Source organism: Chromobacterium aquaticum, from assembly GCF_021129195.1.
In the GTDB taxonomy this organism is placed as follows: domain Bacteria; phylum Pseudomonadota; class Gammaproteobacteria; order Burkholderiales; family Chromobacteriaceae; genus Chromobacterium; species Chromobacterium aquaticum.
The window spans coordinates 12,419-38,267 of the sequence record NZ_JAJOHW010000077.1; the positions used below are offsets into that span (position 1 = coordinate 12,419).

Sequence of the window (25,849 nt, forward strand, 5' to 3'; positions counted from 1 at the left end):
GCAAGCCGCCGCACCCCAAAAAAACCAATAGAAACGACCAGAGGAAATCTCGCATGTTCCAACAACTGAAACTGGCCGTGTCCGGCGCCCAGATCCTGTTCGTCGCCTTCGGCGCGCTGGTGCTGGTGCCGCTGCTGACCGGCCTCAATCCGGCGATGGCGCTGCTGGGCGCCGGCGTCGGCACCCTGCTGTTCCAGCTATGCACCCGTCGCCAGGTACCCATCTTCCTGGGCTCCTCCTTCGCCTTCATCGGCCCCATCATCTATTCGATGCACACCTGGGGCCAGGGCGCGACGCTGTTCGGCCTGTTCTGCGCCGGCTTCATGTACTTCCTGTTCGCGGCCGTGGTCCGCTGGCGCGGCATAGACTTCGTCAACCGGCTGCTGCCGCCGGTGGTGATAGGCCCGGTGATCATGATCATCGGCCTGTCGGTGGCCACCGCCGCATCCGGCATGGCGATGGGCCTGGCCGGCGGCAAGCAGGCGACGCCTTATGGCGTGTCGATGCTGCTGGCGGCGATCTCGCTGAGCACCACCATCGTGGTCTCCATCTTCGCGCGCGGCCTGTTCAAACTGGTGCCCATTCTGGCCGGCGTCATCGTCGGCTATATCGCCGCCGCGCTGTTCGGCGTGGTGGACTTCGCCAAGCTGGCCGCCGCGCCGTGGTTCGCGATGCCGGCCTTCCACAGCCCGGAAGTCAACTGGGCGGCCGCGCTGTTCATGCTGCCGGTGGCCATTGCGCCGGCCATCGAGCACATCGGCGGCGTGATGGCGATAGGCGGCGTCACCGGCAAGGACTACACCAAGTCGCCGGGCTTGCACCGCACCCTGGCCGGCGACGGCCTGGGCGTCTGCGTGGCCGGCCTGATCGGCGGCCCGCCGGTGACCACTTACGCCGAAGTGACCGGCGCGGTAATGATCACCCGCAACTTCAACCCGGTCACCATGACCTGGGCCGCGCTGTTCGCGATCGCCATGGCCTTCTTCGGCAAGTTCAACGCGCTGCTGCAATCCATCCCGCTGCCGGTGATGGGCGGCATCATGGTGCTCTTGTTCGGCACTATCGCCTCCATCGGCCTGAAAACCCTGATCGAGGCCAAGGTGGACCTGATGGAACCGCGCAATCTGGTGATCATCTCGGTAGTGCTCACCGCCGGCATCGGCGGACTCAGTCTGAGGCTGGGCGATTTCGAACTGGCCGGCGTCGGCCTGTGCTCGCTGCTGGCCATCGTGCTGAACCTGCTGCTGCCCAAGCGCGCCGCCAGCCATGACGGCATCGTCGAGGGCCAGGACGTGTAAGAGCCTGTTTACGATCTGCTGCGCTTCCGCGATACGGCGTTGGAAATGACCTCAGAATGCTCATGTACCGTATGTACATTCCGCTTTTTCGCTCGTTTTCGCCTTATCTCGCCTTAGCTCGCGAGATCGTAAACAGGCTCTAAGAACCCGCTCGCAATTGAGCCCATCCAGCCGGCGCCCTCGCGGACGCCGGCTTTTTCACGGCCTCAGCTCACCCGCCTCCACCGCCCGTTCCAGCCGCTGGATGAACCACTGCAAAGCCTTGCCCGGCTGCGCCTGCTTCCAGGCGAAACACATCTGGTGGTCCGGGCTATCCTCCGCCACCTCCTTGGCCACCAGTTCACCGCTGGCCAGATAAGGGCCCACCATGGAACGCGGCAGATAGCCGCTACCCAGGCCGGCCAGGATCACGTCCAGCTTGGCGCGGCTGCTGTGCACGGTCAGCACCTCCTGTCCATCCAGCAAACCGCCGGTGCGCGGCTGCAAGCGCCGCGAGGTGTCGCCTATCGCCACCGCGCGGTGCTGACGCAGCACATGCGGCGGCAAGGGCTTGTCCTCCGTCGTCAGCGGATGGCCGGCGGCCACCACCAGCACGAAATCATAGCTGCCTATGGTGCGGGTGAAATAATCGCCGGGCGGCGGCATATTGGGCGCGCCTATCACCAGGTCGGCGCGGTCGTCGTACAAGGCGTCCCAAGTGCCGCCGAAAATCTCACTGCGGAAAATCAGCCGCGTCGCCGAGGCCAGTTGATCGAATTCCGCGATCAAGGGAATCACCTGGGCGAAGTCCACCAGATCGCCGATCACGATGCGCAACTGGTGCTCCCAGCCCTGAGCCTGCTTGCTGACGCGCAGTTCCAGCTGGCGCGCCGCGTCCAGCAAATGACGGCCGTCTCGCAGCAGGCGCTCGCCGGCCGGCGTCAGCCGGGCGCGGTGGCCGCTGCGATCGTAGATCTGCACGCCCAGGCTCTGCTCCAGTTTCTGCACGGTATAGGTAACCGCTGACGGCACCCGGAACAAGGCGTCCGCGGCGGCGGCGAAGCTGCCGTGGTTGTCGATGGCGTCCAGCACCAGCAAAGCGTCGAGTGATAGTTTCATATTCAAATTTACTGATGGTTCAGTGCAAATCATTCCGCTATCTGCGGCGACAAAACATCCTTAATATTCAGTCACTAAGTCGCACAGCCCGCCAAACAAGGCGATGCGACCACTTAGCGGCGAAGCGAGACGATTCTAGCATTTTGAACATCTTCTCCGCCGCCAAGCCACTCAATCACACAAGGATTTTGACCATGTTGAAGCACACCCTTATTGCCGCCCTGTCTTTGATCGTGTTGTCCGGCGCTGCCACCGCCGGCGGTGAAGGCGCCAGCAACGCCCGTGAAATGCGCGAGCGCATGCAGGCCCAGATCGCCGCCAAGCAGGCGCAAGCCCCGGCCCAGGCTCTGCAAGCCAAATAAGCGAACCTACACTTTACAAGGAATTCCCCATGCTGAAACAAACCGTAATCGCCGCCCTGTCCCTGATCGTGTTGTCCGGCGCCGCCACCGCCGGCGGCGAGGGCGCCAGCAATGCCCGTGAAATGCGCGAGCGCATGCAGGCCCAGATCGCCGCCAAGCAGGCCCCGGCGCAAACCGCCCAAGCCGGCAAATAAGCACATTGTAAACGCGATCAAAACTCATTAGCACACCCGCACAATCGTTTACCGCACGGCGCCCAGGCCCGCCATAGAATATCGACTCAAGCCCAAGCCGCCGCAAGCCGGCCCATGCGGGCAAGATCGTCGCGAAAGGAAACCATCATGAAAAAAGCCATACTGAGCACGCTGTCCCTGCTGCTATTGTCCGGCGCCGCCATGGCCGGCGGCGAAGGCGCCAGCAATGCCCGCGAAATGCGCGCGCGCATGGATGCCCAGATCGCAGCCCAGCAGGCCGCTGTCCAGCAGGACAGCAAGCAACAAGCCAGCACCCAGCAGGACAACGCCGGCAGCAAGAGCTGAGCCGATATCGCGCCCTTCCGCCGCTATCGCGGCGAAGGACCGCGCCGCCAAGCCTGGGCGGCACATATTCCTTAGCAAATTGCCACCTGCTTTCAGCAGACAAGCCGTCGGCATTCACTAGAATTCAAGAGCAAAACCAGCCGTCATCGCGGCGGGCTTTGCCAGGCCCGCAGCCGACCCCGTCGACGCTCAGCGCCGCACCGGTCGACCGGTCAATCTGTCATGAAAGGAAACATCATGCTGAAGAAAACCGTACTGACCACTCTGTCCCTGATCCTGCTGTCCAGCGCCGCGTTGGCGGGCGAAGGACTCTCCAATATGTGGGAAATGCGCGCGCGCATGGATGCGCAACTGCAAGGACAGCAACAACAGGCGCCGCAGGCGCAAGACGCCTCCGGCAAATAAACCCAGCAACGCCAGGCCAGCGCCTGCTTACGCAGGCGCTTTGTCATTCCGGCCGGCGCAGCCGCGCCATGATCAAGGTGTCCTCATAGCGACCGGCGCGCAGTTGCTCCATCCGCCGCCGTCCTTCCAACTCGAAACCGAACTTGCGGTACAGCGCGATCGCCGGCTCGTTGTCATGCACCACCGCCAACTCCACCCGCAGCAGCCCCAGCCAGTTGTCGGCCAGTTCCAGCAAGGCCCGCAGCAAGGCCGATCCCACGCCGCGACCATGCCAGTCCGGGTGCACCACGATGAACAGGCTGGCCGCGTGCCGGATGCGCGGACGCTCGTTACCGATCAGGCCGGCATTGCCTATCACCCGCCCTTCGGCGTTACAGGCCACCAGGGAATGCACATGTGGCGGCGTTTGCGCCAGTTTCCGCCGCCAGTCCTCGACCGATTGATAGGGCAGTTGCAATGTATTGGCCACCACCGGCTCCAATACCATCATCGCCGCCAAGGCGGACGCATCTTCTGGCTCCACTTTCCGGATACGCAGTTCCTGCACAATTCATCTCCTGTCGATTATCGCGATTCAATCCATTCCTCATCATCAGCGGAATCGGGCGAGCCCGGCAAGAGGAAATGACAAAGCGATTTCAGCGCGGCGCAAGTCCCGGCCAAAACAGGTATCCTGATACGTTGCGACAAGCCCTCTCAACACCTCTAAGGAGCGCATTTATGCTGATGCACAAGGAGCTGGCCAGCCTGCTGGTGGTGGATGTTCAGGAAAAGCTGGCGCCGGCGGTGGTGGACGCCGCCGGCATGGCGGCGCGCTGTCGCTGGCTGATAGGCGTGGCCGGCGACAACGGCGTGCCGGTGGTGCTTTCCGAGCAATACCCGCGCGGCCTGGGACACACGCTGCCGGAACTGCTGGCCCAAGCGCCGGCGCCGACCGTGGTGGAGAAAACCCATTTTTCCTGCGTCGCCGCCAACTGCCTGCCGGAAGCCGTCTTATCCCGGCCGCAGGTGATCGTCTGCGGCATGGAAGCCCATGTCTGCGTATTGCAGACCGTGCTGGAATTGCTGGAGCTGGATAAACAGGTATTCGTGGTGGCGGACGCGGTGTCCAGCCGCAAGGCTTCCGACATCGAGTTGGGCCTGCAGCGGATGCGCGACGCCGGCGCCGTCATCGTCAGCAAGGAAATGGTCTTGTTCGAGTGCCTGCGCCAGGCCGGCGGCGATCATTTCAAACGGATGAGCCAGTGCTACCTGATGGGCGAACAACCCTGAAAACCAGTTCAAAGCCTGTTGCGCACGGCTTCGAAATGCCCATGCGCCACGCGTGCATTCCGCTTTCTCAGCCGCAACGCCTTGTCTCGATCTAACGCGCGAGACTTCGCCCAGGCGCAGAAAGCGAAACGGGGTCGCCGGCTTCGCCGATCGACCCCGATCCAAGGCGGCTGTGCCGCTCTCTTATCCCCTTTGGAGACTGGCGCGAGATGCCGGGCGCGGCCCGATCATCACCAGATCGTCTTTAATCTAGCAATTGCCGTGCCAAGTTAACAGTTCAACGCCAAGCTGTTGATTGCTTAACAAATTCGCAACACAATGCCAGGACAAGCATGCTTTAATGGGCGCTATCGTGGCAAGAACTGCACCAATACAAGGCAAGCCGCACCAAAAATGTGCATTCGCCGCGCGCCCGACGAACTTTATCCGCCCGGCGCGCGCCTAACATCAAGGCGCGCCAGAACCAGCCCGCCCCGTGCCCCAGCCCAACGGACCACAGCCATCGGCCCGCCACGAAAAAGACAATAGGAAACCACATCATGCAAGCAAGCGCTTTCAAGGACATCCTCACCACCCTGCCCGCCGTCGACGACATCCACGCCATCGTGCTGCTGGACGCCAAGGGCGAGCCGGTCGGCCGGCTGGACAATCAGCCCGGCAGCGCCGGCTCGGTCCGCGTCTATCACGCGCTGATCAAGCGCCACGGCCACATCGACCGCAAGGCCGCGCGCGAAGGCCTGGAACTGTACGCCGAACACACGCCGGACGCGCGCGCCAATCCGGGCAAGCACCCCAATATCGACCGCCTGCTGTCCATCGCCGAGGCCGATGCGCCCGGCCTGCGCGCGCGCCTGGTGCTGAGCCAGGACGATTGACGCCGCGCGCCAAGGCGCGCACAAACAAAAAGCCCGCTCGAATGAGCGGGCTTTTTGTTAAAGCGTTCCTGAAAGCAGGAATTAAGCTTCGGCAACCACCACGATCTTGATCGGGGTCACGACGTCGTGATGCAGAGCGATCTCGATGTCGTACTCGCCGATGGCCTTGAACGGGCCGTTCGGCAGGCGAACTTCGGCGCGCTTAACCGCAACGCCGAAGGCGGTCACGGCTTCAGCCACGTCGGCGTTGGTCACGGAGCCGAACAGACGGCCGTCAACGCCGGCTTTCTGAGCGATGGTGACAACGGCTTCGTTCAGCTTCTCGGCACGGACCTTGGCATCGGCCAGGATCTCGGCTTGCTTGGCTTCCAGTTCGGCGCGACGAGCTTCGAACTGTTTCAGGTTGGCTTCGGTAGCGCGCTTGGCTTTGCCTTGCGGGATCAGGAAGTTACGGCCGTAACCATCCTTGACTTTAACCACATCACCCAGTTGACCCAGGTTGGCAACTTTTTCGAGCAGAATGATTTGCATCTTTTAAGTTCCTTTTCCCGGCTTAGTGCTGGTCGGTGTACGGCAGGAAGGCCAGGAAGCGAGCACGCTTGATAGCGGTGGTCAGCTGACGCTGGTAGCGGGCCTTGGTGCCGGTGATGCGAGCCGGAATGATTTTGCCGTTTTCGGCGATGAAGTCTTTCAGGAGATCAACGGATTTGTAGTCGATTTCCTTGATGCCTTCTGCCGTGAAGCGGCAGAACTTCTTGCGCTTGAAGAGTTGACGAGCCATTTTGACTAACCTTTTACAAATTCAACATATTCGATATTGAGTACCAACCGCGGATTCCTGAGGCTGCGCTGGGACAGAAAGCCGGTGAGATTCACCGTGTTTCCCGCCAGTTTCCCGGAAAACTTCCGGGCTTCTTCGCCTATCAGCACGGCCTGTATTTCGCAGGCCACATCCCGATCAAAACCGTGAGCTGTCTGTCTGGACTGATGCTTGAGCCACATTTCCAGCACCGGCAAGCCGGCGGGGGTGTATCTCAGCGCATCCTCGCGGTCGACCGTGGCGGTCAGTACCAGACGGTTCTGCAAGACCTCGCTCCTCGCCGATTAGGCGGAAGCTTCAGCCTCGGCTGCCGGCTGCTGGGCGTCCAGCAGGTTCTTGGCCTTTTCGTCCTTCATCATCGGGGACGCTTCGGTAACCGCGCGCTCCAGCTTGATGGTCAGGTGACGCAGAACAGCGTCGTTGAACTTGAAGGCGTGTTCGATTTCGGCCAGGGTCTCGGACTGGCACTCTACGTTCATCAGAACGTAGTGAGCCTTGTGCAGCTTCTGGATCGGGTAAGCCAGTTGACGGCGGCCCCAGTCTTCCAGACGGTGGATCTTGCCCTCAGCGGCCAGAACCATGCCCTTGTAGCGCTCGATCATGGCCGGAACCTGTTCGCTCTGGTCCGGGTGGACGATGAACACGATTTCGTAATGACGCATGTTAACTCCTTGTGGCTATTGAAGCCTTTTGCCATGCAGTTGCAAAAGGCAAGGGGTTGAAACCGCAGCATTCTACGCGTTTAAACGACGACAAGCAAATAAAATCAGGATCTTCCGCGCCGCGTGGTCGTGACTCTGTGGCGCAGGCAACGACTTGGCGTCAGCCCACGTCTCGCCAAACAGGGCATCAGACCCTGTTCTAAACCTGGCGCGCAAGAGCGGGATAGGTGAAAACGGCTAAACATAGGAATGCACTCGTGTGCATATGAGCGGTTCTGAAGATGTTTTCAAGGCCGCATCGTCTACGCGCAGCGGACTCTGAACAGGTTCTCAGAGCTTTTTGTCGCGCGTGATATCCACCACCACGCCATTGCGCAACGTCACCGTGGTGGTGTACGGAATGGTGTCGTTGGCGATCCAGGACAGCGCGCGGGTATTGGACTCGGTCACCCCCGTCGCGCTCTTGGTCTTGGTGGTCGGCCCGTCGCTGCTGTAATCCGGCGCGCCGGCCTGGGACACCAGTTCGGCCTCGGACATGCCGTTGTGCAACTTGATATACACCTCGAACGGGATGGGCGCGGCCGTGGCCAGCGCCGAAGCGGCCAGCAGCAGGCCGGCGAGCAAGCGTTTCATATTGGCATCCTTCACCGCGCGCCGATCAGCGCACTTTTTTGACCACGTCTATCAGTTCAGTGACCATGCCGGTGGCGTCGCCCTGCTGCAGCGCCCGCGTCACACAGCCCTTCATATGGTTTTCCAGCAATTGCATGGACACCGCGTCCAGCGCCGACTTCACCGCCGCCACTTGGGTCAGGATGTCCACGCAGTAGCGGTCCGCTTCCACCATGCCGCTGATGCCGCGCACCTGGCCCTCGATGCGCGCCAGCCGTTTGATCAGCGCCGCCTTGCCCGGCTGCACCACGGTTTTGTCGGAAAGCTGCGCCAGCTCTTCGCAGCAGCCGTCCGGCGTTTTTTCTCGCGTCATGTCGATCCCGAATCTCCAAACCCTAATCCAAACCATCCCAAGCCTTGTTCCGCCCGCCGGCGGCGGACGGAAGCACGGCTCATTGTGACGCAGTTGCGCGCGGACGCCTAGGGCTGCACCCGCAGCATGCCCATCATCCCGGCATCCTCATGCTCCAGAATGTGGCAGTGGAACATGCGCAGGCCCGGCATGTCCTGGCGGAAACGCAGCCGCAAGGTCTCGCCGGCGGAGACATTGGCCACATCGCGCCAGGCCAGGAAGGCTTCCTCGCGCCAGACACCGTTGTTGCGGCGCGCCAGCACCTGGAACTGGGTGCCGTGGATGTGGAAGGGATGATCCATATCCGCCTGGTTATCGATGTCCCACTCTTCCACCTGGCCAACCTTGCCGTGGAAATCCACCCGCTCCATGTCGAAGGTCTTGCCATTGATCAGGAACATCGCCTGCGGATTGGCCATGTCCTCGGACAACACCACCCTGCGCCGCAGCGCCGGCGCGCCCAGGGGTTGGATTTCGCGCAGCCGCGCCGGCAGCTGCGCCGTGGCTTTGGCGACGGTGCCCCGGCGCAGCTCCAGCAGCGTCAGGTTCACGTCCTGCTCGGCCGACATCATCTTGCCGCGCCGATACGGCAGGGCCAGCAGGCCGGCGCCGTGACCTGGCGCGAAGCGTCCGGTCACCACCAGTTCGGCGCGCGCTCCGGGCGGCAGCAGCACACTGTCCACGCGGTGCGGCCGCTGCAGCAGGCCGCCGTCGCTGCCCACCAGTTCCAGTTCGTGGCCGGGCAGGGCCAGCTTGAGCACGCGCGCGCTGCTGGCGTTCCAGACCCGCCAGCGCTGGCGCTCGCCGACGCCCAGCGTCAGTTGCGGCCGCCAGGCGCCGTTGACCAGCAGGAACTGGCCTTCGCGGCCGTCCATGCGATCGGCGTCGCTATTGGCCGCGACCTTGCCGTCGGCGTCCAACTTCAGGTCCGACAACACCAGTCTTTGCTCCGGCAAGTGGGCCAGCGGGTCCTTGCGGCTCTTGACCACGAACACGCCGGCCAGGCCCATATACACTTGCTCGGCGGTATGGCCGTGCGGGTGCGGGTGATACCAGTAACTGCCGGCACAGCCCTGCGGCAAGGTAAAACGGTATTCGCGGCTCCCTCCCGGTAGCACCGGGTCTTGCGGATTGCCGTCCTGCTCCGCCGGAATCGGCAAACCGTGCCAATGAATGGTGGTGGGCTGAGACAGGCGGTTTTCGAAGTGCAAGCGCACCTCGTCGCCTTCGAACACCTCTATCGTCGGCCCCGGCACCTGGCCGTTATAACTCCAGAACACGGTGGCGGGCTTGCCCGGCAACAAGGGCAAGGCCTGCGCGCCGGCGCTGAGCGCCGCGCTGAACACGCCGGGCAAGGCGCTCTGATTACGCAGCAGCGGCAGGGCCGGCAAAGCCAGGCCCGCCGGCAAGCCCAAAGCGGCCGCGGCCGGCATCGTCTCGGCGCCCATCGCGCCATGCCCCATCGCCGCATGATCCACCGCCGCGGGCGTTGCCGCCCAGGCCTGCCGCAACAACGGAACCAGAGCCAACGCCGCGCCGGCGCCGATGAATCCACGTCTATCCATCACTGCACTCCCCTCTCGCAAATAGGATACCCAGGTAAGGTATCAACAAGACTGCGGCGGCGCCAGATCGGTTCCATATTCTGTCTACTTTTTTAGGCTCGCATCTGATCACAGTCAAACCCCGCGCCCAAGAAAAAGCCCCCGAGGACGGGGGCTTGGCGGTGCGGGCGGCCAGTGATCAATCGGCCTTGGCCTGGGCCAGCGTGCGTTGGCGGCGGCTTTCCGACAGCACCATTCCGGCGGACACCGACACGTTCAGGCTTTCCACGGTGCCGAACATCGGGATGGACACCAGCACGTCGCAATGCTCGCGGGTCAGCCGACGCATTCCCTCCCCTTCCGAGCCCATCACCCAGGCCAGCGCGCCGGCGGCATCGCAGTGGTAGAGGTCGGTATCCGCTTCCATGGTGGTACCGGCGATCCAGATGCCGGCGTCCTTCAGGTCGCGCAGCGTGCGCGCCAGATTGGTCACCGTGATATAGGGCATCACCTCGGCGGCGCCGCACGCCACCTTGGACACAGTCGCATTGAGGCCGGCGGAGCGGTCCTTGGGCGCGATCACCGCGTGCGCGCCCATCGCGTCGGCCACCCGCAAGCAGGCGCCCAGATTGTGCGGATCGGTGACGCCGTCCAGGATCAACAGCAGGGGCGGCTCGCTCAGATTGTCCAGCACGTCGTCCAGGTGCACGAAGTTGCGGCTGGCGTCTATCGTCGCCGCCACGCCCTGGTGGCGGGCGTTGCCGCTCATGCTGTCCAGGCGCTCCTTGTCGACGATGTGCAGCTTGATGCCTTCCTCGGCGGCCTTGTCCAGCACCGCCTTGGCGCGGGCGTCGTGGCGGCCGCCGGCCAACCAGATCTCCAGCAGGCTCTTGGGGTTCTGCCACAGGCGGGCATTGATGGCGTGAAAGCCGTGGATCAGGCGTTTGTTGCTCATGGCGATTCTCGAATGACAATCCCGCCATTTTAGAGCGCGCCGCCGCCGAGGGCAAAACCGGCGTGCGCTCAGCTACCCAGCACCTCCACCCCGGACGCCAGCGCCAGTTGCCGCTGCTCGCCGGCGGCGGCGATGGCGGCGAGCAAGGCCGGCAGTTCCGCCGCCGGCACCGGGCGGCCGAAATGATAGCCCTGCAGCACCGCGCAGCCCTTGCTGGTGAGGAACTGCGCCTGACGCTCGTGCTCCACCCCCTCGGCCACCACCTGGAATTGCAGCTTGCGCGCCAGCGCCAGGATGGCCTCGGCGATGGCGGCGTTGTCGCCATCGTCCGGCAGGCCCTCGACGAAGGATTGATCGATCTTCAAGGTATCCAGCGGAAAACGCTTCAGGTGGGATAGCGAGGAATAACCGGTGCCGAAGTCGTCGATGGACAGGCCCACGCCCAATGCCTTCAACTCGCCCAGTTGGCGCACCGCCTCGACGGGATTCTGCATGATCATGCTTTCGGTGATCTCCAGCTCCAGCCGCGCCGCGGACAGCCCCGCCGCGCGCAGCGCCTCCGCCACCTTGAACGGCAGCAACTGCTGCTCGAACTGGCGCGCCGACAGATTCACCGCCAGCCGCGGCACCGCCACGCCCTGACGGTCCCAGACCGCCAGTTGGCGGCAAGCCTCTTGCAGCACCCAGTCGCCGATGGGCTTGATCAGGCCGGTTTCCTCCGCCAACGGAATGAAACGGGCCGGCGGCACCAGGCCCAGCTGCGGATGACGCCAGCGGATCAGCGCCTCCGCCCCCAACACCCGGCGGCTGAGCGCTTCCACCTGCGGCTGGTAATGCAGCTCCAGTTCGCCGCGCTCCAGCGCCAGGCGCAGGCCATTTTCCAGCAGCAGACGCTCGAAGGTCTGGGTGTTCATTTCCGCGGCGAAGAACTGATAAGTGTTCTTGCCCGCTTCCTTGGCGCGGTACATCGCCACGTCCGCGTTCTTGAGCAGGGTCTGGGCATCGGTGCCGTCGTTGGGAAAGACGCTGATGCCTATGCTGCCGGTGACGTAGACTTCGTGGTTCTCCAGCCGCAGCGGCTGGCCCAGCGCCGCCAGCGTGTCCTCGGCGGCGGCCACCAGCGCGGCGGCGTCCTTGAAGCCGGTCATCAGCAGGGTGAATTCGTCGCCGCCCAAACGCGCCAGCAGGCCGCGCGCGCCGACGGCGCGCTGCAGGCGCAGCGCGGTCTCGCGCAGCAGCTCGTCGCCGGCCTGGTGGCCGAAGGAGTCGTTGATCAGCTTGAAGCGGTCCAGATCGATGAACATCAGCGCCAGCGAGCCGTTGACGCAGTCCAGGCTGATGATGGCCTCGTCCAGCCGCGCGGTCAGGCTGCTGCGGTTGGGCAGCTGCGTCAGCGGGTCGTGATTGGCCAGGAACTGCAAGCGCTCCTCGGCTTGCTTGCGCAGGGTGATGTCGGAAAACACCGCCACATAATTGCTGAGCTCGCCGCCGACGTCGCGCACCGCCGAGATCGACAGTTCGGCCGGATACCATTCGCCGTTCTTGCGCCGGTCCAGCATCTCGCCCTGCCAGTGGCCGCCGTCGGCCAATGCTTCCAGCATCGCCTGCCGGCCCAGTTGTTTCTGATCGCCGAAAATCCGCGACACCTTGCCCAGCGCCTCGGCCTCGGCATAACCGGTGATGCGGCTGAAAGCATGATTGACCGCGATGATGCGCGCCTCGGCGTCCATCAGCAGAATGCCTTCCGCCGAGTTCTCGAACACCTTGGCCGCCAGCCGCAGATTGGCGTCCGCCGCCAGGCGCTCGGAAATATCCATCACCACGCCGATGATGGCCTTCTTGCCCTCGTAGTCGAACAAGCGGCTGTGGATTTCCACATCCACCACCACGCCGTCCTTGCGCACCGCGCGGGTGCCGTACTGCAGCACCGCGATGTTCTCGCGATAGCGTTTGACGATCTGCTGACGGATGCGCACCGCCTCGCCCGGCACCAGCAACTGCTCCAGGCCCATGCCTTCCAGCTCCTTGGGCGGGTAGCCGACAATGGCGGCCAGCTTGGGATTGGCGTACACCAGCCTGTCGTCCTGCAGGATGTAGATGCCCACCAGCGACTGCTCCACCAAGGCGCGATAGCGCTCTTCCGCCTCGCGCTTGGCCTTCTGCTCCTGGCGGGTCTGGGTGATGTCGGTATCCACGCTGCCGACACCGGCCGGGCGGCCATCGGCGTCGAACAAGGGAAACTTGGTGACCAGCAGATGGCTGAGCACGCCGTTGAACAGAAAGCTCTCCTCGAACTGGCGCGGCTCCAGGCAGGACAGCACCACCGCGTCCTGCTCGCGGATCTGGGCGGCGTCAATGCCGTCGAACAGTTCCTCCACCGTCAGCCCCTGCATGCCCTGCGGCGCGCGCCCCACCCGCCGCGCATAGGCGGCGTTGGCCAGCAGGAAACGGCCGTCCAGCCCTTTCAGCGACATCATATTGGGACTGTTGTTGACCAGGGACTCCACCCGCGCGCGGAACTCGCGCAGCGCGTTCTCGTTCTGGCGGTGACCGTCGGCCAGCACCGACACCAACAGGGTGGCGCAGCTCAGGGCCAGGGTCAGCGCCACCTCGCTGGCACCGTTGAGCACGCTGGCGTGCATGGTCCATTGCGGCGCCAGCACATACAGCGACAACAACGCCACCACCCAGGTGCCGACCAACGCCGCGCCGCGAAAGCCGACACGGAAGGCCGCCCACAGCATCAGCGGGAAGAACACCAGCTGGCAAGGCAGCGAATAAGCGACGCTGCTGCCCAGCAAGCTGAACCAGAGCACACAGGCCAAGGCCATGATCAGGCCGGTTTCCAGCGCCTGCCGCCGCGTGGGCGCGGCACCGGCCGCGTACAAGGCCGGCGGCACGCACAAGGACAGCGCCAGACCGGACACGCCCCAGGCCTGGGCCGCCCACGACCACAAGCCCTCCATGCCGAACCAGCGCCAGCCATCGCCGGCGGCCAGGCCGGCCAGCAGCACCGAGGGATAGCAGGCCAGGCGCAGCAATACCCGCAGCAGGTCCGCCGGCTGGCGCACCGCCAGCCCCTTCTCGCCGCGCAGACCGGCCGCGTACAGGCCGGGCGCCAACGCGTACAGGCTGATCAACAACAAAGCCGCCCATTGCGGTGACGACCACAATGTCAGCAAGGCAGCGGCCGGCAAGGGCCACCACCAGGCTTGACGCCAGCCGCGGCTCAAAAAGCGGTAGCTCCACACGCCGTGAGCCAGAAAAGCCGCCAGCGAAAAACCCAATACCGGCTCGCGCGGCCAGAACGCCGTGCACGCCAGAAACCCCAGAAACACCGCCGCGTCCCGGCAGGCCGATCCGACTGTCACTCCACCCCGCCCCCATCCGCGCGGGCATCCCGCCGCGCGCCGAAATTATTTTCGCATCAAGGTATTATCAACATTCATGCCAAATGAAAAACAAAAGCACCCGGCTGACATACAATATATGCAATCGTCCGCGCAAACCAGACAATGGCGATGAAAAATATTCACCCCGCAAGCTCTTTTCCGCCGACCGCCGCCCCGCGCGCAAGCCCAAGCAACGGACCATCACGGACGGCTGCTATAATCGCGACACCGCCAAGCCCGTAACCGCCAAAACAGTGAAGCTGCATGTTGGATAACCTCCCGCGGATTCCCCCCGCCAGCCAGAAAACCCGTCACGGACGCCTGCCCGCCGGCCTGGACGCCAGCGTCGTCGCCCGCCTCGCCGCCGAGCGGCGCCCCCTGCTCATCCTCACCGCCGACGCGCAATCGGCGCAGCGCCTGCAAGCTGAAGCGCCGTTCTTCGCGCCGGCATTGCGCGTGGCCCTGCTGCCGGACTGGGAAACCCTGCCCTACGACCATTTCTCGCCGCACGGCGAACTGGTCAGCGAACGGCTGGCCACGCTATGGCAAATCCATCAGCGCGAATGCGATGTGATCATCGCCCCGGTCGGCACCGCGATGACGCGGCTGGCGCCGATCAGCTACCTGCTGGGACGCACCTTCTTCCTGCAAGCCAAGCAAAGGCTGGACGTGGAACAGCTGCGCGCCAATATGGTCACCGCCGGCTATCATCACGTCACCCAGGTGATGGCCCCGGGCGAGTTCTCCATCCGCGGCGGCCTGATCGATCTGTTCCCGATGGGCTCGGCGCTGCCCTACCGCATCGATCTGTTCGACGACGAGATCGACAGCCTGCGCACCTTCGACCCGGACAATCAGCGCACCCTGTACCCGGTGCCGGAAATCCGCCTGCTGCCGGCACGGGAATACCCGGCCGACGACAGCGGCGTCACCGCCTTCCGCCAGCGCTACCGCGAGCGCATCGAAGGCGACCCCAGCAAGAGCCGCATCTATAAAGACGTGTCCCAGGGCCTGTGGCCGGCCGGCATCGAATACTTCCTACCGCTGTTCTTCGACGACACCGCCACCCTGTTCGACTACCTGGGCGACGACGCGCTGATCGTGCAGCACCACGATGTGCAGCAAGCCGCCACCGTCTTCTGGCAAGACGTGGAAGGCCGCTACGACATGGCGCGCGGCGACACCGAGCGCCCGGTGCTGCCGCCGGCCGACATCTTCCTGCGCCCGGACGAACTGATGGCGCGGCTCAAGCCCTATGCCCGCATCGAGCTGGCCGGCGACGGCGAACTGGCCGCCGGCTGCGCGCCGCTGCCGCCGTTGGCGGTGGAGCGCCGCGCCGACAACCCGCTGCATCTGCTGGACGCCTTCATCCGCGGTGGCCAGCAGCGCATCCTGATCACGGTGGAAAGCCTGGGCCGCCGCGAAACCGTGCATCAATTCCTGCAAGAGCACGGCATCAAGCCGCGCCCGGTGGACAACTGGGCGGAGTTCCTCGCCGGCGACATGCCGCTGGCGCTGGCCGTGGCCCCGCTCTATACCGGCTTCGTGCTGTCCGACGCCGGCATCGCCGTGGTCACTGAATCCGAGCTCTACCAGCACGTGGCGCGCAGCCACACCCGCCGCAAGAGCGCGCGCGCCGGTTCCGACTCCATGCTGCGCGACCTGGCCGAAGTCAAGGCCGGCGATCCGGTGGTGCACGAACAGCACGGCATCGGCCGCTACGTCGGCCTGGTGTCCATGGACCTGGGCGAAGGCGAAACCGAGCTGATGCAGCTGGAATACGCCGACAGCGCCACCCTCTACGTGCCGGTCAGCCAGCTGCACCTGATCTCCCGCTACGCCGGCGGCGCGGCGGACCAGATCCACCTGCACAAGCTGGGCAACCCGGCCTGGGAGAAAGCCAAGAAGCGCGCGGCGGAAAAAGCCCGCGACACCGCCGCCGAGCTGCTCAACCTCTACGCCCAGCGCGCCGCGCGCGAAGGCCACAGCTTCAACCTGTCCCACCACGACTACGACGCCTTCGCCGCCGGCTTCGGCTTCGAGGAAACTCCGGATCAGGCCAGCGCCATCGAAGCCGTGGTGCAGGACATGTGCTCCGGCAAACCGATGGACCGGCTGGTCTGCGGCGACGTCGGCTTCGGCAAGACCGAAGTCGCGCTGCGCGCCGCCTTCGTCGCCGTCCTCGGCGGCAAGCAGGTGGCGGTGCTGGTGCCCACCACCCTGCTGGCGGAACAGCATTTCCAGAACTTCTCCGACCGCTTCGCCGACTGGCCGGTGAAAATCGCCGAGCTGTCCCGCTTCCGCAGCGCCAAGGAAAGCAAGGCCGCGCTGGCCGGCCTGGCCGACGGCGGCGTCGATATCGTCATCGGCACCCATAAACTGGTGCAGCCGGACATCCAGTTCAAGAACCTGGGCCTGGTCATCATCGACGAGGAACATCGTTTCGGCGTGCGCCAGAAAGAACAGCTCAAGCGGCTGCGCGCCAATGTCGACGTGCTGACGCTGACCGCGACGCCGATTCCGCGCACGCTGTCGATGGCGCTGGAAGGGCTGCGCGACTTCTCCGTCATCGCCACCGCGCCCAGCCGCCGGCTGGCGGTGAAAACCTTCGTCAGCCCGCTAGCCAATGGCGTGATCCGCGAAGCGGTGCTGCGCGAACTCAAGCGCGGCGGCCAGGTGTTCTTCCTGCACAATGAGGTGGACACCATAGAGAATATGCGGGAGAAGCTGGCGGAACTGGTGCCGGAAGCCCGCATCGGCGTGGCCCACGGCCAGTTGCGCGAGCGCGAGCTGGAACAAGTGATGCGCGACTTCCTGCAGCAGCGCTTCAATGTGCTGCTGTGCTCCACCATCATCGAAACCGGCATTGACATTCCCAACGCCAACACCATCCTGATCAACCGCGCCGACAAGTTCGGCCTGGCCCAGCTGCACCAGTTGCGCGGCCGCGTGGGCCGCAGCCATCACCAGGCCTACGCCTATCTGCTGACGCCGGACGGCATGACCAAGGATGCGATGAAGCGGCTGGAAGCCATCCAGATGTCCGAGGAACTGGGCGCCGGCTTCTATCTGGCGATGCACGACCTGGAAATCCGCGGCGCCGGAGAAGTGCTGGGCGAAGGCCAGTCCGGCGAGATGCAGGAAGTCGGCTTCGCGCTGTTCACCGAAATGCTCAAACAAGCGGTGCGCGACCTCAAGAAAGGCCGCACGCCGGACCTGGACGCGCCGCTGGGCGTCACCACCGAAATCAATATGCATAGCCCGGCGCTGCTACCGGACGGCTACTGCCCCGATGTGCACGAACGGCTGGTGCTGTACAAGCGGCTGGCCACCTGCGAGAGCGAACAGGAAATCGACGATATCTACGAAGAACTGATAGACCGCTTCGGCCTGCCGCCGCAAACCGTCAAGACCCTGATAGACAGCCACCGCCTGCGCCTGCTGGCCAAGCCGCTGGGCGTGCAAAAGCTGGACGCCAGCGAAGTGGCCATCCAGGTTCATTTCATCAAGAACCCGCCGATAGACCCGATGAAGATCATCCAGCTGCTGCAGACCAAGCGCAATTACAAGCTGGCCGGCCAGGACAAGCTGCGGGTAGAGGCGAATATCGACGATGTGGCGCTGCGCGTGGTAAGGGTGAAAGAACTGCTGAAGGAATTGAGCGCCTAAACCCTGATATGGAGCCCGCCACCAGTCACGCCAAAGGCATAAACGGCTGACACGCCCAAGCCAGCGGCATTCAGCCCAGAGGAAAGAAGAAAGCGCTTACTTGAGCAAGATCAAGACAAACGAGGACAGCGTTTCTGAGGCAAAACGTCTTGATCCTTGTTTTTTATGGAAAAATTACTGTCATTGGATTGAAACCGAAAACCCTGTGGATAACTTTGTTGATAAAACTGTGTAAATATGCTCTCAAGCCAGCATCCAGGCTGCTTCGACCTGCATGCCACCCTGGATAAGAAAACAATCAAGTTATTGATTTTATTGTGTTTTTAACAGATATCAAACGCTACGCAACGCGCACGGCAACTTGCTTTATCTGAAAATTTTTTCCGCCCTCCGCTGTGGATCACTTGACAACCATGTTTTTTACCGCACCCCAGAACGACGTCATCAGCGTCTCCTCCCTCAACCGTATGGCGCGCGACCTGCTGGAAAGCGGTCTGCCGCCGATGTGGATAGGCGGCGAGATTTCCAACCTCACGCTGGCCGCTTCCGGCCACGCCTATTTCTCGCTGAAAGACGGCGGCGCGCAGGTGCGCTGCGTGATGTTCCGCGGCAAGGTGGCGCAGCTGCCGTTCCGCCCGGCCGAAGGCATGCAAGTGGAACTCAAGGGCACCGTCACCCTGTACGAGGCGCGCGGCGACTTCCAGATCAACGTCGACCAGATGCGCTCCGCCGGCCTGGGCCGGCTGTACGAGGCCTTTGAAAAGCTCAAGGCCAAGCTGCAGGCGGAAGGCCTGTTCAACCCGGCGCGCAAACGCCCGCTGCCGGCCCACCCGGCCGCCATCGGCATCGTCACCTCGCCCGCAGCCGCCGCGCTGCGCGACGTGGTCAGCACGCTGCGCCGCCGCATGCCCGCCATCCCACTGATTCTCTACCCAGCCCAGGTCCAGGGCGAAGGCTCCGCCCAGCAAGTGGCCGACGCCATCCGCCGCGCCGGCGAACGGCGCGAAGTGGACGTGCTCATCGTCTGCCGCGGCGGCGGCAGCATAGAAGACCTGTGGTCGTTCAACGAGGAAATCGTCGCCCGCGCGGTGGCCGCCAGCCCCATCCCCACCGTCAGCGGCGTCGGCCATGAAACCGACTTCACCATCTGCGACTTCGTCGCCGACAAGCGCGCGCCCACGCCCACCGCCGCCGCGGAGCTGGTCTCGCCCAGCCGCGAGCACCTGAACGCCCAGCTCGAAACCGCCAAGCGCGGCCTGGAGCGCGCGCTCGGCCGTCTGCTCACCGACAAATCCCAGCAACTGGACTACCTGGCGCGCCGGCTGGCCCACCCCGGAGAAAAACTGCAGCGTCAGCGCGAGGCGCTGCAGCGCCAGCAAGAGCGGCTGCAACGCCGGCTGGGCGGATTGTTCGAACAACGGCGCTGGGCGCTGCAACTGGCGGACAGCAAGCTGCAACGCCACCGACCGGATCTGGCGCACACCGCCCAGACGCTGGAGCGGCTGCAAGGCCGGCTGCAACGCGCGCGCCAGGACTTGCTCAGCCGCCAGGCCCAGAAGCTGGACACCCTGGCCGCCACCCTGCTGGCGCTCAATCCGGAAGCGGTGCTGGCCCGCGGCTACGCCATCGTGCAGAAACAGGACGGCACCGCGGTCAAATCCCCGGCCGAGCTGCGCAACCACGAGCGGGTTTCCCTGCGGCTGGCGGAAGGCAGCACCGAGGCCGTGATCGAGCATCCGCAAGGCGCGCAACCCAGCTTGTTCTGACGCCGCCGGCGCCCGCGCAAGCGGGCGCCGGCGAAAAGCCGCACACCCCCATTGCCGCTTACGATCAGAAATATCCAAGAGGACGCTCAGCCAGCGCCAGCATGACATCCTCCCACTGCCCGGTGTGCCCATAGCAGACCATTGCCATGCCGGGCCGGCAACGCCGGCGCCGGGCTTAAAACTTCAAGCGCCATCCTCTCCCCCCAATCAATGCTGCGCCGGGCATGACCAAAGTCTCGCAGGCTCAAGCAATTTATGCGCTTGGGTTCAAGCTATGCTAGCATCCGGCCCCTAGCGCGGCCCGCGTCCGCCCCCTCCAGTCTCCGCTAGGGAAGCCTCATGTCGCCAGTACACAAGTGGGAAATCACCGTCGCCGCCGGCGGCTACTACCCCGATCTCGCCCACAACTTCTTCGGCAACGACATCGACCTGGGCTATGAAAACGACCACATCGGCATGCAGTTCTACGCCTATTCCCGCCATATCGACGAACTGGACGATCCCGAGCACGTTTCCCAACGTCTCTACAGCCTGCAACTGCTGCTCAACGGCGCCTTGCGCGCCGCCACCGGCAATATAAACAGTATGCCGATCCAGTTTCTGGGCTTCAGCGCCCACGAGGACGGCGGCTTTCACTCCATCAGCGCCCAACAGATAGAAGAACACCCGTTCAGCCGCAACCCGAGGATAGACCAGATCCACACCCGCTACGAAAACCCGCGCCAGCGCTACCCGTCCCACCTGCTCTACCTGTGCAAGCGCGATCCCGATCTGCGCGACCTGCTCTTCCTGCTGGGCCTGATTTCCACCTGCACCACGCTGGAAAAAGTGCTGACCTGGAGCACCTTGTACAAGATACTGGACAGCGTCAAACACCATGCCAAGGCCATGGGCGCCGCCATCGACGCCTTCGCCGACCCGGAGCAGCTCAGCCTGTTCACCGCCGCCTGCAACAACACCAGCATTCTCGGCATCTATGCGCGCCACGGCGCGTCGGAAAACCCGCCGCCCAAGCGCGTGATGACCGACATCGCCGAAGCCAGCGCGCTGATCGCCGGCATGACCGCGCGCTTTTGCCGCAGCTATATCGCGGCGAAACACCCTTGAACCGGTTCACCATCGTTCAGCAGTGCCTTGCAGCGTTGCGCGGAACACCTCGGCTCCGACACGCCCAAGGGCCAGATATTGGCTAGCCAGACACTTCGCTAGAGAGCCTTGTCCATCTCCCGGCAGTCCATTTCCACGCCATCGGCCAGCGGCTGCCGCGCCGCCACTCCCAGCCTATACCCCATGGCCTGGTAAAAACCCAATGCGTTCAGCGATGCCTTGAGCGTGACGCGAGCACAGCCGGCCTGCCGCATCGCCTCTTCCGCCGCGCCCAACAGGCGCTGGCCCAAACCCAGGCCGGTGCAGGCCGGGTCCACGTACAGCGCCTGCATCAGGCCCTGTTCCGGCGCGCAGATGGCGAAACCGCCTAAGCGGCCCTCGGCCGCAGCCAGCAGCACCCGCCGTTCCGGAGCGGCAATCGTCTGCCGCATCCACGCGGCGCGCGCGGGACTGGGTGGCGGCGACCAGGCTGCGCGCACTGGCGATGGGTAGAATGATGGCGCTATCGCCTGCACCGCGCGGAAATGCAGCTGGATCAAACCTTCGGCATCCTGCGCCAGCGCGGAACGGATTTGAAACAGTGACGGAGATTCGGAGAGAAGCAAGGACATGGCGATGCCGGCAGTGAATGAGCGATGAAGCCACCCTAAGCCAAGCCGCCACATCCGGCAACGCCATTCGCATTGTTCCGCCCTTGCCGCCGGATGCTTGGACATGCACTAAGCACACAATGCTTTCGAACAACTGCTGACGGCACCGGGTCAGCCTGAACCCTAAGAACCTGTTTACGATCTGCTGCGCGTCGGCGATACGGCGTTGAAACCGAGCTCAAAATGCTCATGTACCACCTGTACATTCCGCTTTTTCACTCGTTTTCGCCTTGTCTCGCCTTAGCTCGCGAGATCGTAAACACGTTCTAAGAGCCTGTTCAAGGTCTCGCGGGCAAGAACGAGACAAGGCCTTGCGGCTGAAAAGCGGAATGTACACGTGGCACATCAGCATTTCGAAAATGTTTTCACCGCCTGCCTCAACCGGGTTTTGCATTGATGCGCGAAGCGCTCACTTGGCTTGCAACAGGTCCGCCAAGTGCACGTCCACTCTGCCGGCCACGCCCACCGCGTTGACGTGATCGAAATAATCGTACCAGCCGCTGGCGCGGATGCCGGCCAGCATCGCCTCACAGGCCTCTTGGTCAGGCAGGCTCCAAACGCCCAGGAAGCGATAGGGCGCCGCCTGATCGGCGTCGGCGGCGATCTGGCTCAAGGTCAGCAGTTGAATGCCCAGGCCGGGCAGCGCCTCGATATTGCTTTTGACCTGATCCAGGAAGTCGGTGCGGTGCAAAAAACTCAGGGCCAGCCAGGCCGGCTTTGGGTTGTACAGTTCCACCAGGTAGTGCGCCATTAGAGAATCTCCGTGAGTGTGAACGGCCTAAGAACCTGTTTACGATCTGCTGCGCGTCGGCGATACGGCGTTGAAAACAAGCTCAAAATGCTCATGTACCACCTGTACATTCCGCTTTCTCCGCTGTTTTCGCCTTGCCTCGCCTTAGCTCGCGAGATCGTAAACACGTTCTAAGCCGCGGCCCACTGATTAAGCCGCGCGCCGCTGCGCCTGTCATTGCATCTTATTGCCAGCTGAAAAACTTTGATGTTATAAAAAGCATTCGCCCGCTTCTATTCACCTTCGGCGGGCGGACTCCAGCCATCGCGGCGACAGCCGCGTCAGCCACTCCTCCAACAAGAGCATTCCGCGCGCGAACCCGCTGCCTGGCAGCAGCCCGGGTCGCCGTCGGCATTGCCATCGCGGGACAAAGATTCATCATGCAGTGTAAACAAGCCCTATTGCTGTCGCTGGCAGCCCTGAGCGCAAGCCTGGCGGCGGCGCCCCTGCCTTCTTACGACTTCGCCGTCAAAGATCCGTGGGAAACGCGCTCCAAGCCGTCGATGAAGGCGAAGGACAAAACCGATAAAGCGCTCAAGTACAAGGGCGCGGTGCAATTGAAGAACCTGGACGCCGGGCCCGACTTTTCGGTCAAGGCCGAGATACGCTCCCCCAGCCTGCTGGAACGGACGCAAAAAGAGCGGATGCAGCACTGCATCGGTGCGAACCCGCCGCCGGGCTGCCCCGGCTTCAACCCGCTGCCGCGCTGCTTCGGCCAGAGCGACTGCGGGCAGCACGCGCCGCCGCCGGCCCATCCGCTCAGCGGCCCCACGCGGCAGCAAGCCGGCGATTACTCGCTGAGCGGCAGCTGGCTGCCGCGCTAAGACGCAAAAAAGCCCGCTCCAAGAGAGCGGGCTGACAAGACGGCGGCGCGCGCTCAGCGAGCGTTCTGCGCCAGCCGCGCCACTTCCTCGGCGCTGCGCTTGTTGTAGCCCAACAGATAATAAGCCACCACCAGGAAGGCCAGCCAACCCGGGCCGATGATCAAGGCGATGCGGGTATCCGGGAAGTAAGCCATCAAGCCCACCACCAAGACCAGGAAACCCATGGCGATATAGGAGCCATACGGCCAGAACGGCATCTTGTAGGCCAGCGTCGCCAGTTGTTCGCGACTCAGGGTGCGGCGGAAGCGCAGTTGGGCCAGCAGGATGATGACCCAGGTCCAGATCGCGCCGAAGGTGGAAATGGCGGTGAGCCAGGTAAAGACTTCCTTGGGCGCCAGGTAGTTGAGCAGCACGCCCATCAGCAACGCGAACACCGACATCAACAGCGCGAACACCGGCACGCCCTGGCGCGACACCTTGGCGAAAATGGGCAGCGCCTGCTGTTGCTGGGCCAGGTTGTACAACATGCGGCCGGTGCTGAAGATGCCGCTATTGCAGGAAGACAGCGCGGCGGTGAGCACCACGAAGTTGATGATGCCGGCGGCGGCGGGAATGCCCAGCTGCTCGAAGGTGAGCACGAAGGGGCTGCCGCGGGTGCCCAGCTCGTTCCACGGGTAAATCGCCAGGATCACGAACAGCGCGCCGATGTAGAAGATCAGGATGCGCCAGAACACCGAATCCACCGCGCGGGCCAGTGCCTTCTTCGGGTTCTTGGCTTCGCCGGCGGTCAGGCCCAGCATTTCCACGCCCAGATAGGCGAACATCACCATTTGCAGCGACATCAGCACGCCGCTGAAGCCATTGGGCATGAAGCCGCCGTGGCTCCACAAATTGGAAATGCCGGTGGCCACGCCGCCGTGGCCCAGGCCGAACACGATCATGCCCAGACCGCCGATGATCATCAGCACGATGGTGACGATCTTGATCAGCGCGAACCAGAACTCGAATTCGCCATAGGCCTTGACCGCGATGAAGTTGACGCCGCCCATGGCCACCAGCGCGGCCAGCGCCCAGTACCAGGCAGGAATGTCCGGGAACCAGATGCCCATGTAGACGCCGACGGCGGTGATTTCCGCCATGCAGGTGACCAGCCACAGGAACCAGTAATTCCAGCCGGTCAGGTAGCCGGCCAAGGGGCCGAGGTAATCCAGCGCGTAGCGGCTGAAGGAACCGGCCACCGGGTTGTGGATCGCCATTTCGCCCAGCGCGCGCATGATCAGGAAGATGGCGAAACCGCCCAGCGCATAGGCCAGCATGATGGCGGGACCGGCCATCTTGATGGCGGTGGCCGATCCCAGAAACAGGCCGACGCCGATGGTGGCGCCCAAGGCCATGAGGTTGATATGCCGCTCTTCCAAACCCCGATGCAGGGTGTCTTGAGCAGGTTGCATAGTTGCTCCTTTAACTGTCTTTGTATTGCGTAAGGGTGATGGCAGGAGCGCCGCGTGGCCGCGCCGCCGCCGATGCTATGGCTTGGGATTGTCGTTATGGCCCATAACACAGGGGCTCGAGATTACCTCAAGACCTTTGTCATGTCATGTTTCAGAATAAGCATGCGCACAAAAAGCATAAATGCGGCGTTTGATGGCGCATCGCGGCGCGCAAGCCGGCGTCAGCCGTCCTTGTCGCCCGCGCGGCGGTCCCAACTGCTATCAATAAAGCATTGAATCCATTGCCAGAACCTGGAGCGCGAAGCCATGCGGTACAACAGCATAGGCATGAAACTCAAACTGGTTTTCATGCTCATCATGTCGGTCTTGCTGGCGATATTCGGCGCGCTGGATTACTGGCGCACCCAGCAGGAATTGCGTCACGCGCTGGACGGCGAGGTGGCCGCGGTCGGCAAACGGCTGGCCGCCAATCTGGCCGGACCGATGTGGAACTTCGACAATACCCAGGGCCGGCGGGTGGTGGAGGCGGAAATGAGCATGGCCGCGCTCAGCGGGGTGTTCGTGCGCGACGCCAACGGCGCGGCATTCGCCGGCTACCGCCGCGATGCCGGGGGCGCATTGCTGAGCGGCGGCGCGCCGCCGCCGGAGGCCGACCTGACGCAGGGCTTTCCAATCGTCTTCCACGACGGCGCCGGCACGCGCCAGGTCGGCAAACTGACCCTGCAGGTTTCCACCGACGGCATCCGCCAGCAGCTGCGCGCGGTGCTGTGGCGGGTGGCGGCGGAAATCCTGCTGCTGGACCTGGCCACGCTACTGCTCTTGTCGCTGCTGCTGCGGCGCTTGCTGCAGCAGCCGATACGCGAAGTGAGCCAGGCGCTGCACGCGATCGCCGACGGCGACCTGACCGCGCCGCCGCGCCACCACAGCCGGGACGAGCTGGGCGACCTGGCGGAATCGACGCGGCGGCTGGTGAGCAAGCTGGCCGGCATTCTCGCCCATATCGACGCCTTTTCCGCCGACCTGGCCAATGCCGCGCGTCAGATCAGCCAGGCGGTGGACACGCTGAGCCAGCAGGCATCGGAGCAGGCCAACAATATCGACAAGAGCAGCGCCAGCCTGGAGCAGATTTCTTCCTTTGTGTGGAAGAATCGGGATTACGCCAAAAACACGGACCAGATGGCCAGCGACAGCAGCAAGCACGCGGCGGCCGGCGGCCAGGCGGTGGACGAAACCATCAGCGCGATGTGGGATATCGCCAACAAGGTTTTGATCATCGACGATATCGCTTATCAAACCAATCTGTTAGCGTTGAACGCCGCGATCGAGGCGGCGCGCGCCGGCGAGCA

The 25,849-nt window shown here is 63.7% G+C and carries 27 protein-coding genes; 13 read left to right on the plus strand and 14 right to left on the minus strand.

Features of this window, described 5'->3' with window-relative positions:
* Nucleotides 1–53 precede the first annotated feature (53 nt).
* Nucleotides 54–1,298 (plus strand): uracil-xanthine permease family protein, encoded by a 1,245-nt coding sequence (locus tag LQT98_RS12225; protein ID WP_231462564.1) that lies wholly within the window; start codon nucleotides 54–56, stop codon nucleotides 1,296–1,298.
* Between the two features lie 198 nt (nucleotides 1,299–1,496).
* Here LQT98_RS12225 and LQT98_RS12230 read toward each other — a convergent pair whose 3' ends face one another.
* Complete coding sequence (locus LQT98_RS12230) at nucleotides 1,497–2,396, minus strand: LysR family transcriptional regulator (RefSeq protein WP_231462565.1); 900 nt, start codon at nucleotides 2,394–2,396, stop codon at nucleotides 1,497–1,499.
* Nucleotides 2,397–2,590: 194 nt separating this feature from the next.
* On the opposite strand from LQT98_RS12230, the gene LQT98_RS12235 reads away from it, so the two are divergent.
* From LQT98_RS12235 to LQT98_RS12250, 4 genes are all read left to right on the plus strand, one after another.
* Nucleotides 2,591–2,758 (plus strand): hypothetical protein, encoded by a 168-nt coding sequence (locus LQT98_RS12235; protein WP_231462566.1) that lies wholly within the window; start codon nucleotides 2,591–2,593, stop codon nucleotides 2,756–2,758.
* Between the two features lie 29 nt (nucleotides 2,759–2,787).
* Nucleotides 2,788–2,952: a hypothetical protein gene (locus LQT98_RS12240; protein WP_197081513.1), complete on the plus strand. Its 165-nt coding sequence runs from the start codon at nucleotides 2,788–2,790 to the stop codon at nucleotides 2,950–2,952.
* A 147-nt stretch (nucleotides 2,953–3,099) separates the two neighbouring features.
* Entirely contained in the window at nucleotides 3,100–3,297 is a 198-nt protein-coding gene (locus LQT98_RS12245; protein ID WP_231462567.1) for a hypothetical protein, read from the plus strand.
* A gap of 237 nt (nucleotides 3,298–3,534) precedes the next feature.
* Entirely contained in the window at nucleotides 3,535–3,702 is a 168-nt protein-coding gene (locus tag LQT98_RS12250) for a hypothetical protein (protein ID WP_197081514.1), read from the plus strand.
* Nucleotides 3,703–3,745: 43 nt separating this feature from the next.
* On the opposite strand, the gene LQT98_RS12255 is transcribed toward LQT98_RS12250, so the two are convergent.
* The gene (locus LQT98_RS12255; protein ID WP_048410925.1) at nucleotides 3,746–4,249 is read right to left on the minus strand and encodes a GNAT family N-acetyltransferase; all 504 of its coding nucleotides are present in this window, start codon (nucleotides 4,247–4,249) and stop codon (nucleotides 3,746–3,748) included.
* A 173-nt stretch (nucleotides 4,250–4,422) separates the two neighbouring features.
* Here LQT98_RS12255 and LQT98_RS12260 point away from each other — a divergent pair, with 173 nt between their 5' ends.
* Together LQT98_RS12260 and LQT98_RS12265 are read left to right on the plus strand one after the other, a co-directional pair.
* A complete protein-coding gene (locus LQT98_RS12260) occupies nucleotides 4,423–4,974 on the plus strand; it encodes a hydrolase (RefSeq protein WP_231462568.1) in 552 nt (183 codons plus the stop codon).
* A gap of 539 nt (nucleotides 4,975–5,513) precedes the next feature.
* Nucleotides 5,514–5,849, plus strand: coding sequence for a DUF2322 family protein (locus tag LQT98_RS12265; RefSeq protein WP_048410927.1), 336 nt, complete (start codon nucleotides 5,514–5,516; stop codon nucleotides 5,847–5,849).
* Nucleotides 5,850–5,930: 81 nt separating this feature from the next.
* Here LQT98_RS12265 and rplI read toward each other — a convergent pair whose 3' ends face one another.
* The 9 genes from rplI to LQT98_RS12310 form a co-directional block, all read right to left on the minus strand.
* On the minus strand, nucleotides 5,931–6,380 hold the full coding sequence (gene rplI / locus LQT98_RS12270) for a 50S ribosomal protein L9 (protein WP_231462569.1): 450 nt from the start codon (nucleotides 6,378–6,380) through the stop codon (nucleotides 5,931–5,933).
* A 22-nt stretch (nucleotides 6,381–6,402) separates the two neighbouring features.
* Complete coding sequence (rpsR, locus tag LQT98_RS12275; RefSeq protein WP_011137185.1) at nucleotides 6,403–6,630, minus strand: 30S ribosomal protein S18; 228 nt, start codon at nucleotides 6,628–6,630, stop codon at nucleotides 6,403–6,405.
* A 5-nt stretch (nucleotides 6,631–6,635) separates the two neighbouring features.
* Nucleotides 6,636–6,935: a primosomal replication protein N gene (gene priB / locus LQT98_RS12280; RefSeq protein ID WP_048410929.1), complete on the minus strand. Its 300-nt coding sequence runs from the start codon at nucleotides 6,933–6,935 to the stop codon at nucleotides 6,636–6,638.
* Between the two features lie 18 nt (nucleotides 6,936–6,953).
* A complete protein-coding gene (rpsF, locus tag LQT98_RS12285) occupies nucleotides 6,954–7,331 on the minus strand; it encodes a 30S ribosomal protein S6 (protein ID WP_048410930.1) in 378 nt (125 codons plus the stop codon).
* Between the two features lie 330 nt (nucleotides 7,332–7,661).
* A complete protein-coding gene (locus LQT98_RS12290; RefSeq protein ID WP_231462570.1) occupies nucleotides 7,662–7,964 on the minus strand; it encodes a hypothetical protein in 303 nt (100 codons plus the stop codon).
* Nucleotides 7,965–7,989: 25 nt separating this feature from the next.
* Nucleotides 7,990–8,316, minus strand: a complete 327-nt coding sequence (locus LQT98_RS12295; protein WP_048410932.1) for a metal-sensitive transcriptional regulator — start codon at nucleotides 8,314–8,316, stop codon at nucleotides 7,990–7,992.
* 107 nt (nucleotides 8,317–8,423) lie between these two features.
* On the minus strand, nucleotides 8,424–9,920 hold the full coding sequence (locus LQT98_RS12300; protein ID WP_231462571.1) for a multicopper oxidase family protein: 1,497 nt from the start codon (nucleotides 9,918–9,920) through the stop codon (nucleotides 8,424–8,426).
* A gap of 178 nt (nucleotides 9,921–10,098) precedes the next feature.
* A complete protein-coding gene (gene rlmB / locus LQT98_RS12305; protein WP_048410934.1) occupies nucleotides 10,099–10,854 on the minus strand; it encodes a 23S rRNA (guanosine(2251)-2'-O)-methyltransferase RlmB in 756 nt (251 codons plus the stop codon).
* A gap of 68 nt (nucleotides 10,855–10,922) precedes the next feature.
* Entirely contained in the window at nucleotides 10,923–14,225 is a 3,303-nt protein-coding gene (locus tag LQT98_RS12310) for a bifunctional diguanylate cyclase/phosphodiesterase (RefSeq protein ID WP_231462572.1), read from the minus strand.
* Between the two features lie 83 nt (nucleotides 14,226–14,308).
* Between LQT98_RS12310 and LQT98_RS12315 the strand changes: the two genes are divergently transcribed.
* The 4 genes from LQT98_RS12315 (at nucleotide 14,309) to LQT98_RS12330 (ending at nucleotide 20,788) form a co-directional block, all read left to right on the plus strand.
* Nucleotides 14,309–14,521, plus strand: a complete 213-nt coding sequence (locus tag LQT98_RS12315) for a hypothetical protein (protein ID WP_231462573.1) — start codon at nucleotides 14,309–14,311, stop codon at nucleotides 14,519–14,521.
* Nucleotides 14,511–17,915, plus strand: a complete 3,405-nt coding sequence (gene mfd / locus LQT98_RS12320; RefSeq protein ID WP_231462574.1) for a transcription-repair coupling factor — start codon at nucleotides 14,511–14,513, stop codon at nucleotides 17,913–17,915. The genes LQT98_RS12315 and mfd overlap by 11 nt, the downstream gene beginning before the upstream one ends.
* A 413-nt stretch (nucleotides 17,916–18,328) precedes the next feature.
* Nucleotides 18,329–19,681: an exodeoxyribonuclease VII large subunit gene (gene xseA, locus LQT98_RS12325; protein ID WP_231462575.1), complete on the plus strand. Its 1,353-nt coding sequence runs from the start codon at nucleotides 18,329–18,331 to the stop codon at nucleotides 19,679–19,681.
* Between the two features lie 339 nt (nucleotides 19,682–20,020).
* Entirely contained in the window at nucleotides 20,021–20,788 is a 768-nt protein-coding gene (locus LQT98_RS12330) for a hypothetical protein (protein WP_231462576.1), read from the plus strand.
* A 98-nt stretch (nucleotides 20,789–20,886) separates the two neighbouring features.
* On the opposite strand, the gene LQT98_RS12335 is transcribed toward LQT98_RS12330, so the two are convergent.
* Both LQT98_RS12335 and LQT98_RS12340 read right to left on the minus strand, forming a co-directional pair.
* Nucleotides 20,887–21,399 (minus strand): GNAT family N-acetyltransferase, encoded by a 513-nt coding sequence (locus tag LQT98_RS12335; protein WP_231462577.1) that lies wholly within the window; start codon nucleotides 21,397–21,399, stop codon nucleotides 20,887–20,889.
* A gap of 448 nt (nucleotides 21,400–21,847) precedes the next feature.
* Nucleotides 21,848–22,189 (minus strand): DUF6616 family protein, encoded by a 342-nt coding sequence (locus LQT98_RS12340; protein WP_231462578.1) that lies wholly within the window; start codon nucleotides 22,187–22,189, stop codon nucleotides 21,848–21,850.
* Between the two features lie 419 nt (nucleotides 22,190–22,608).
* On the opposite strand from LQT98_RS12340, the gene LQT98_RS12345 reads away from it, so the two are divergent.
* A complete protein-coding gene (locus LQT98_RS12345) occupies nucleotides 22,609–23,052 on the plus strand; it encodes a hypothetical protein (RefSeq protein ID WP_231462579.1) in 444 nt (147 codons plus the stop codon).
* Between the two features lie 53 nt (nucleotides 23,053–23,105).
* On the opposite strand, the gene LQT98_RS12350 is transcribed toward LQT98_RS12345, so the two are convergent.
* Nucleotides 23,106–24,503 carry an amino acid permease gene (locus tag LQT98_RS12350; protein WP_231462580.1) on the minus strand — a complete coding sequence of 466 codons (1,398 nt, stop codon included), beginning with the start codon at nucleotides 24,501–24,503 and terminating at the stop codon, nucleotides 23,106–23,108.
* A 306-nt stretch (nucleotides 24,504–24,809) separates the two neighbouring features.
* Between LQT98_RS12350 and LQT98_RS12355 the strand changes: the two genes are divergently transcribed.
* Nucleotides 24,810–25,849, plus strand: a 1,040-nt coding sequence (locus tag LQT98_RS12355; RefSeq protein ID WP_231462581.1) for a methyl-accepting chemotaxis protein, incomplete at its 3' end; no start/stop codon positions are given.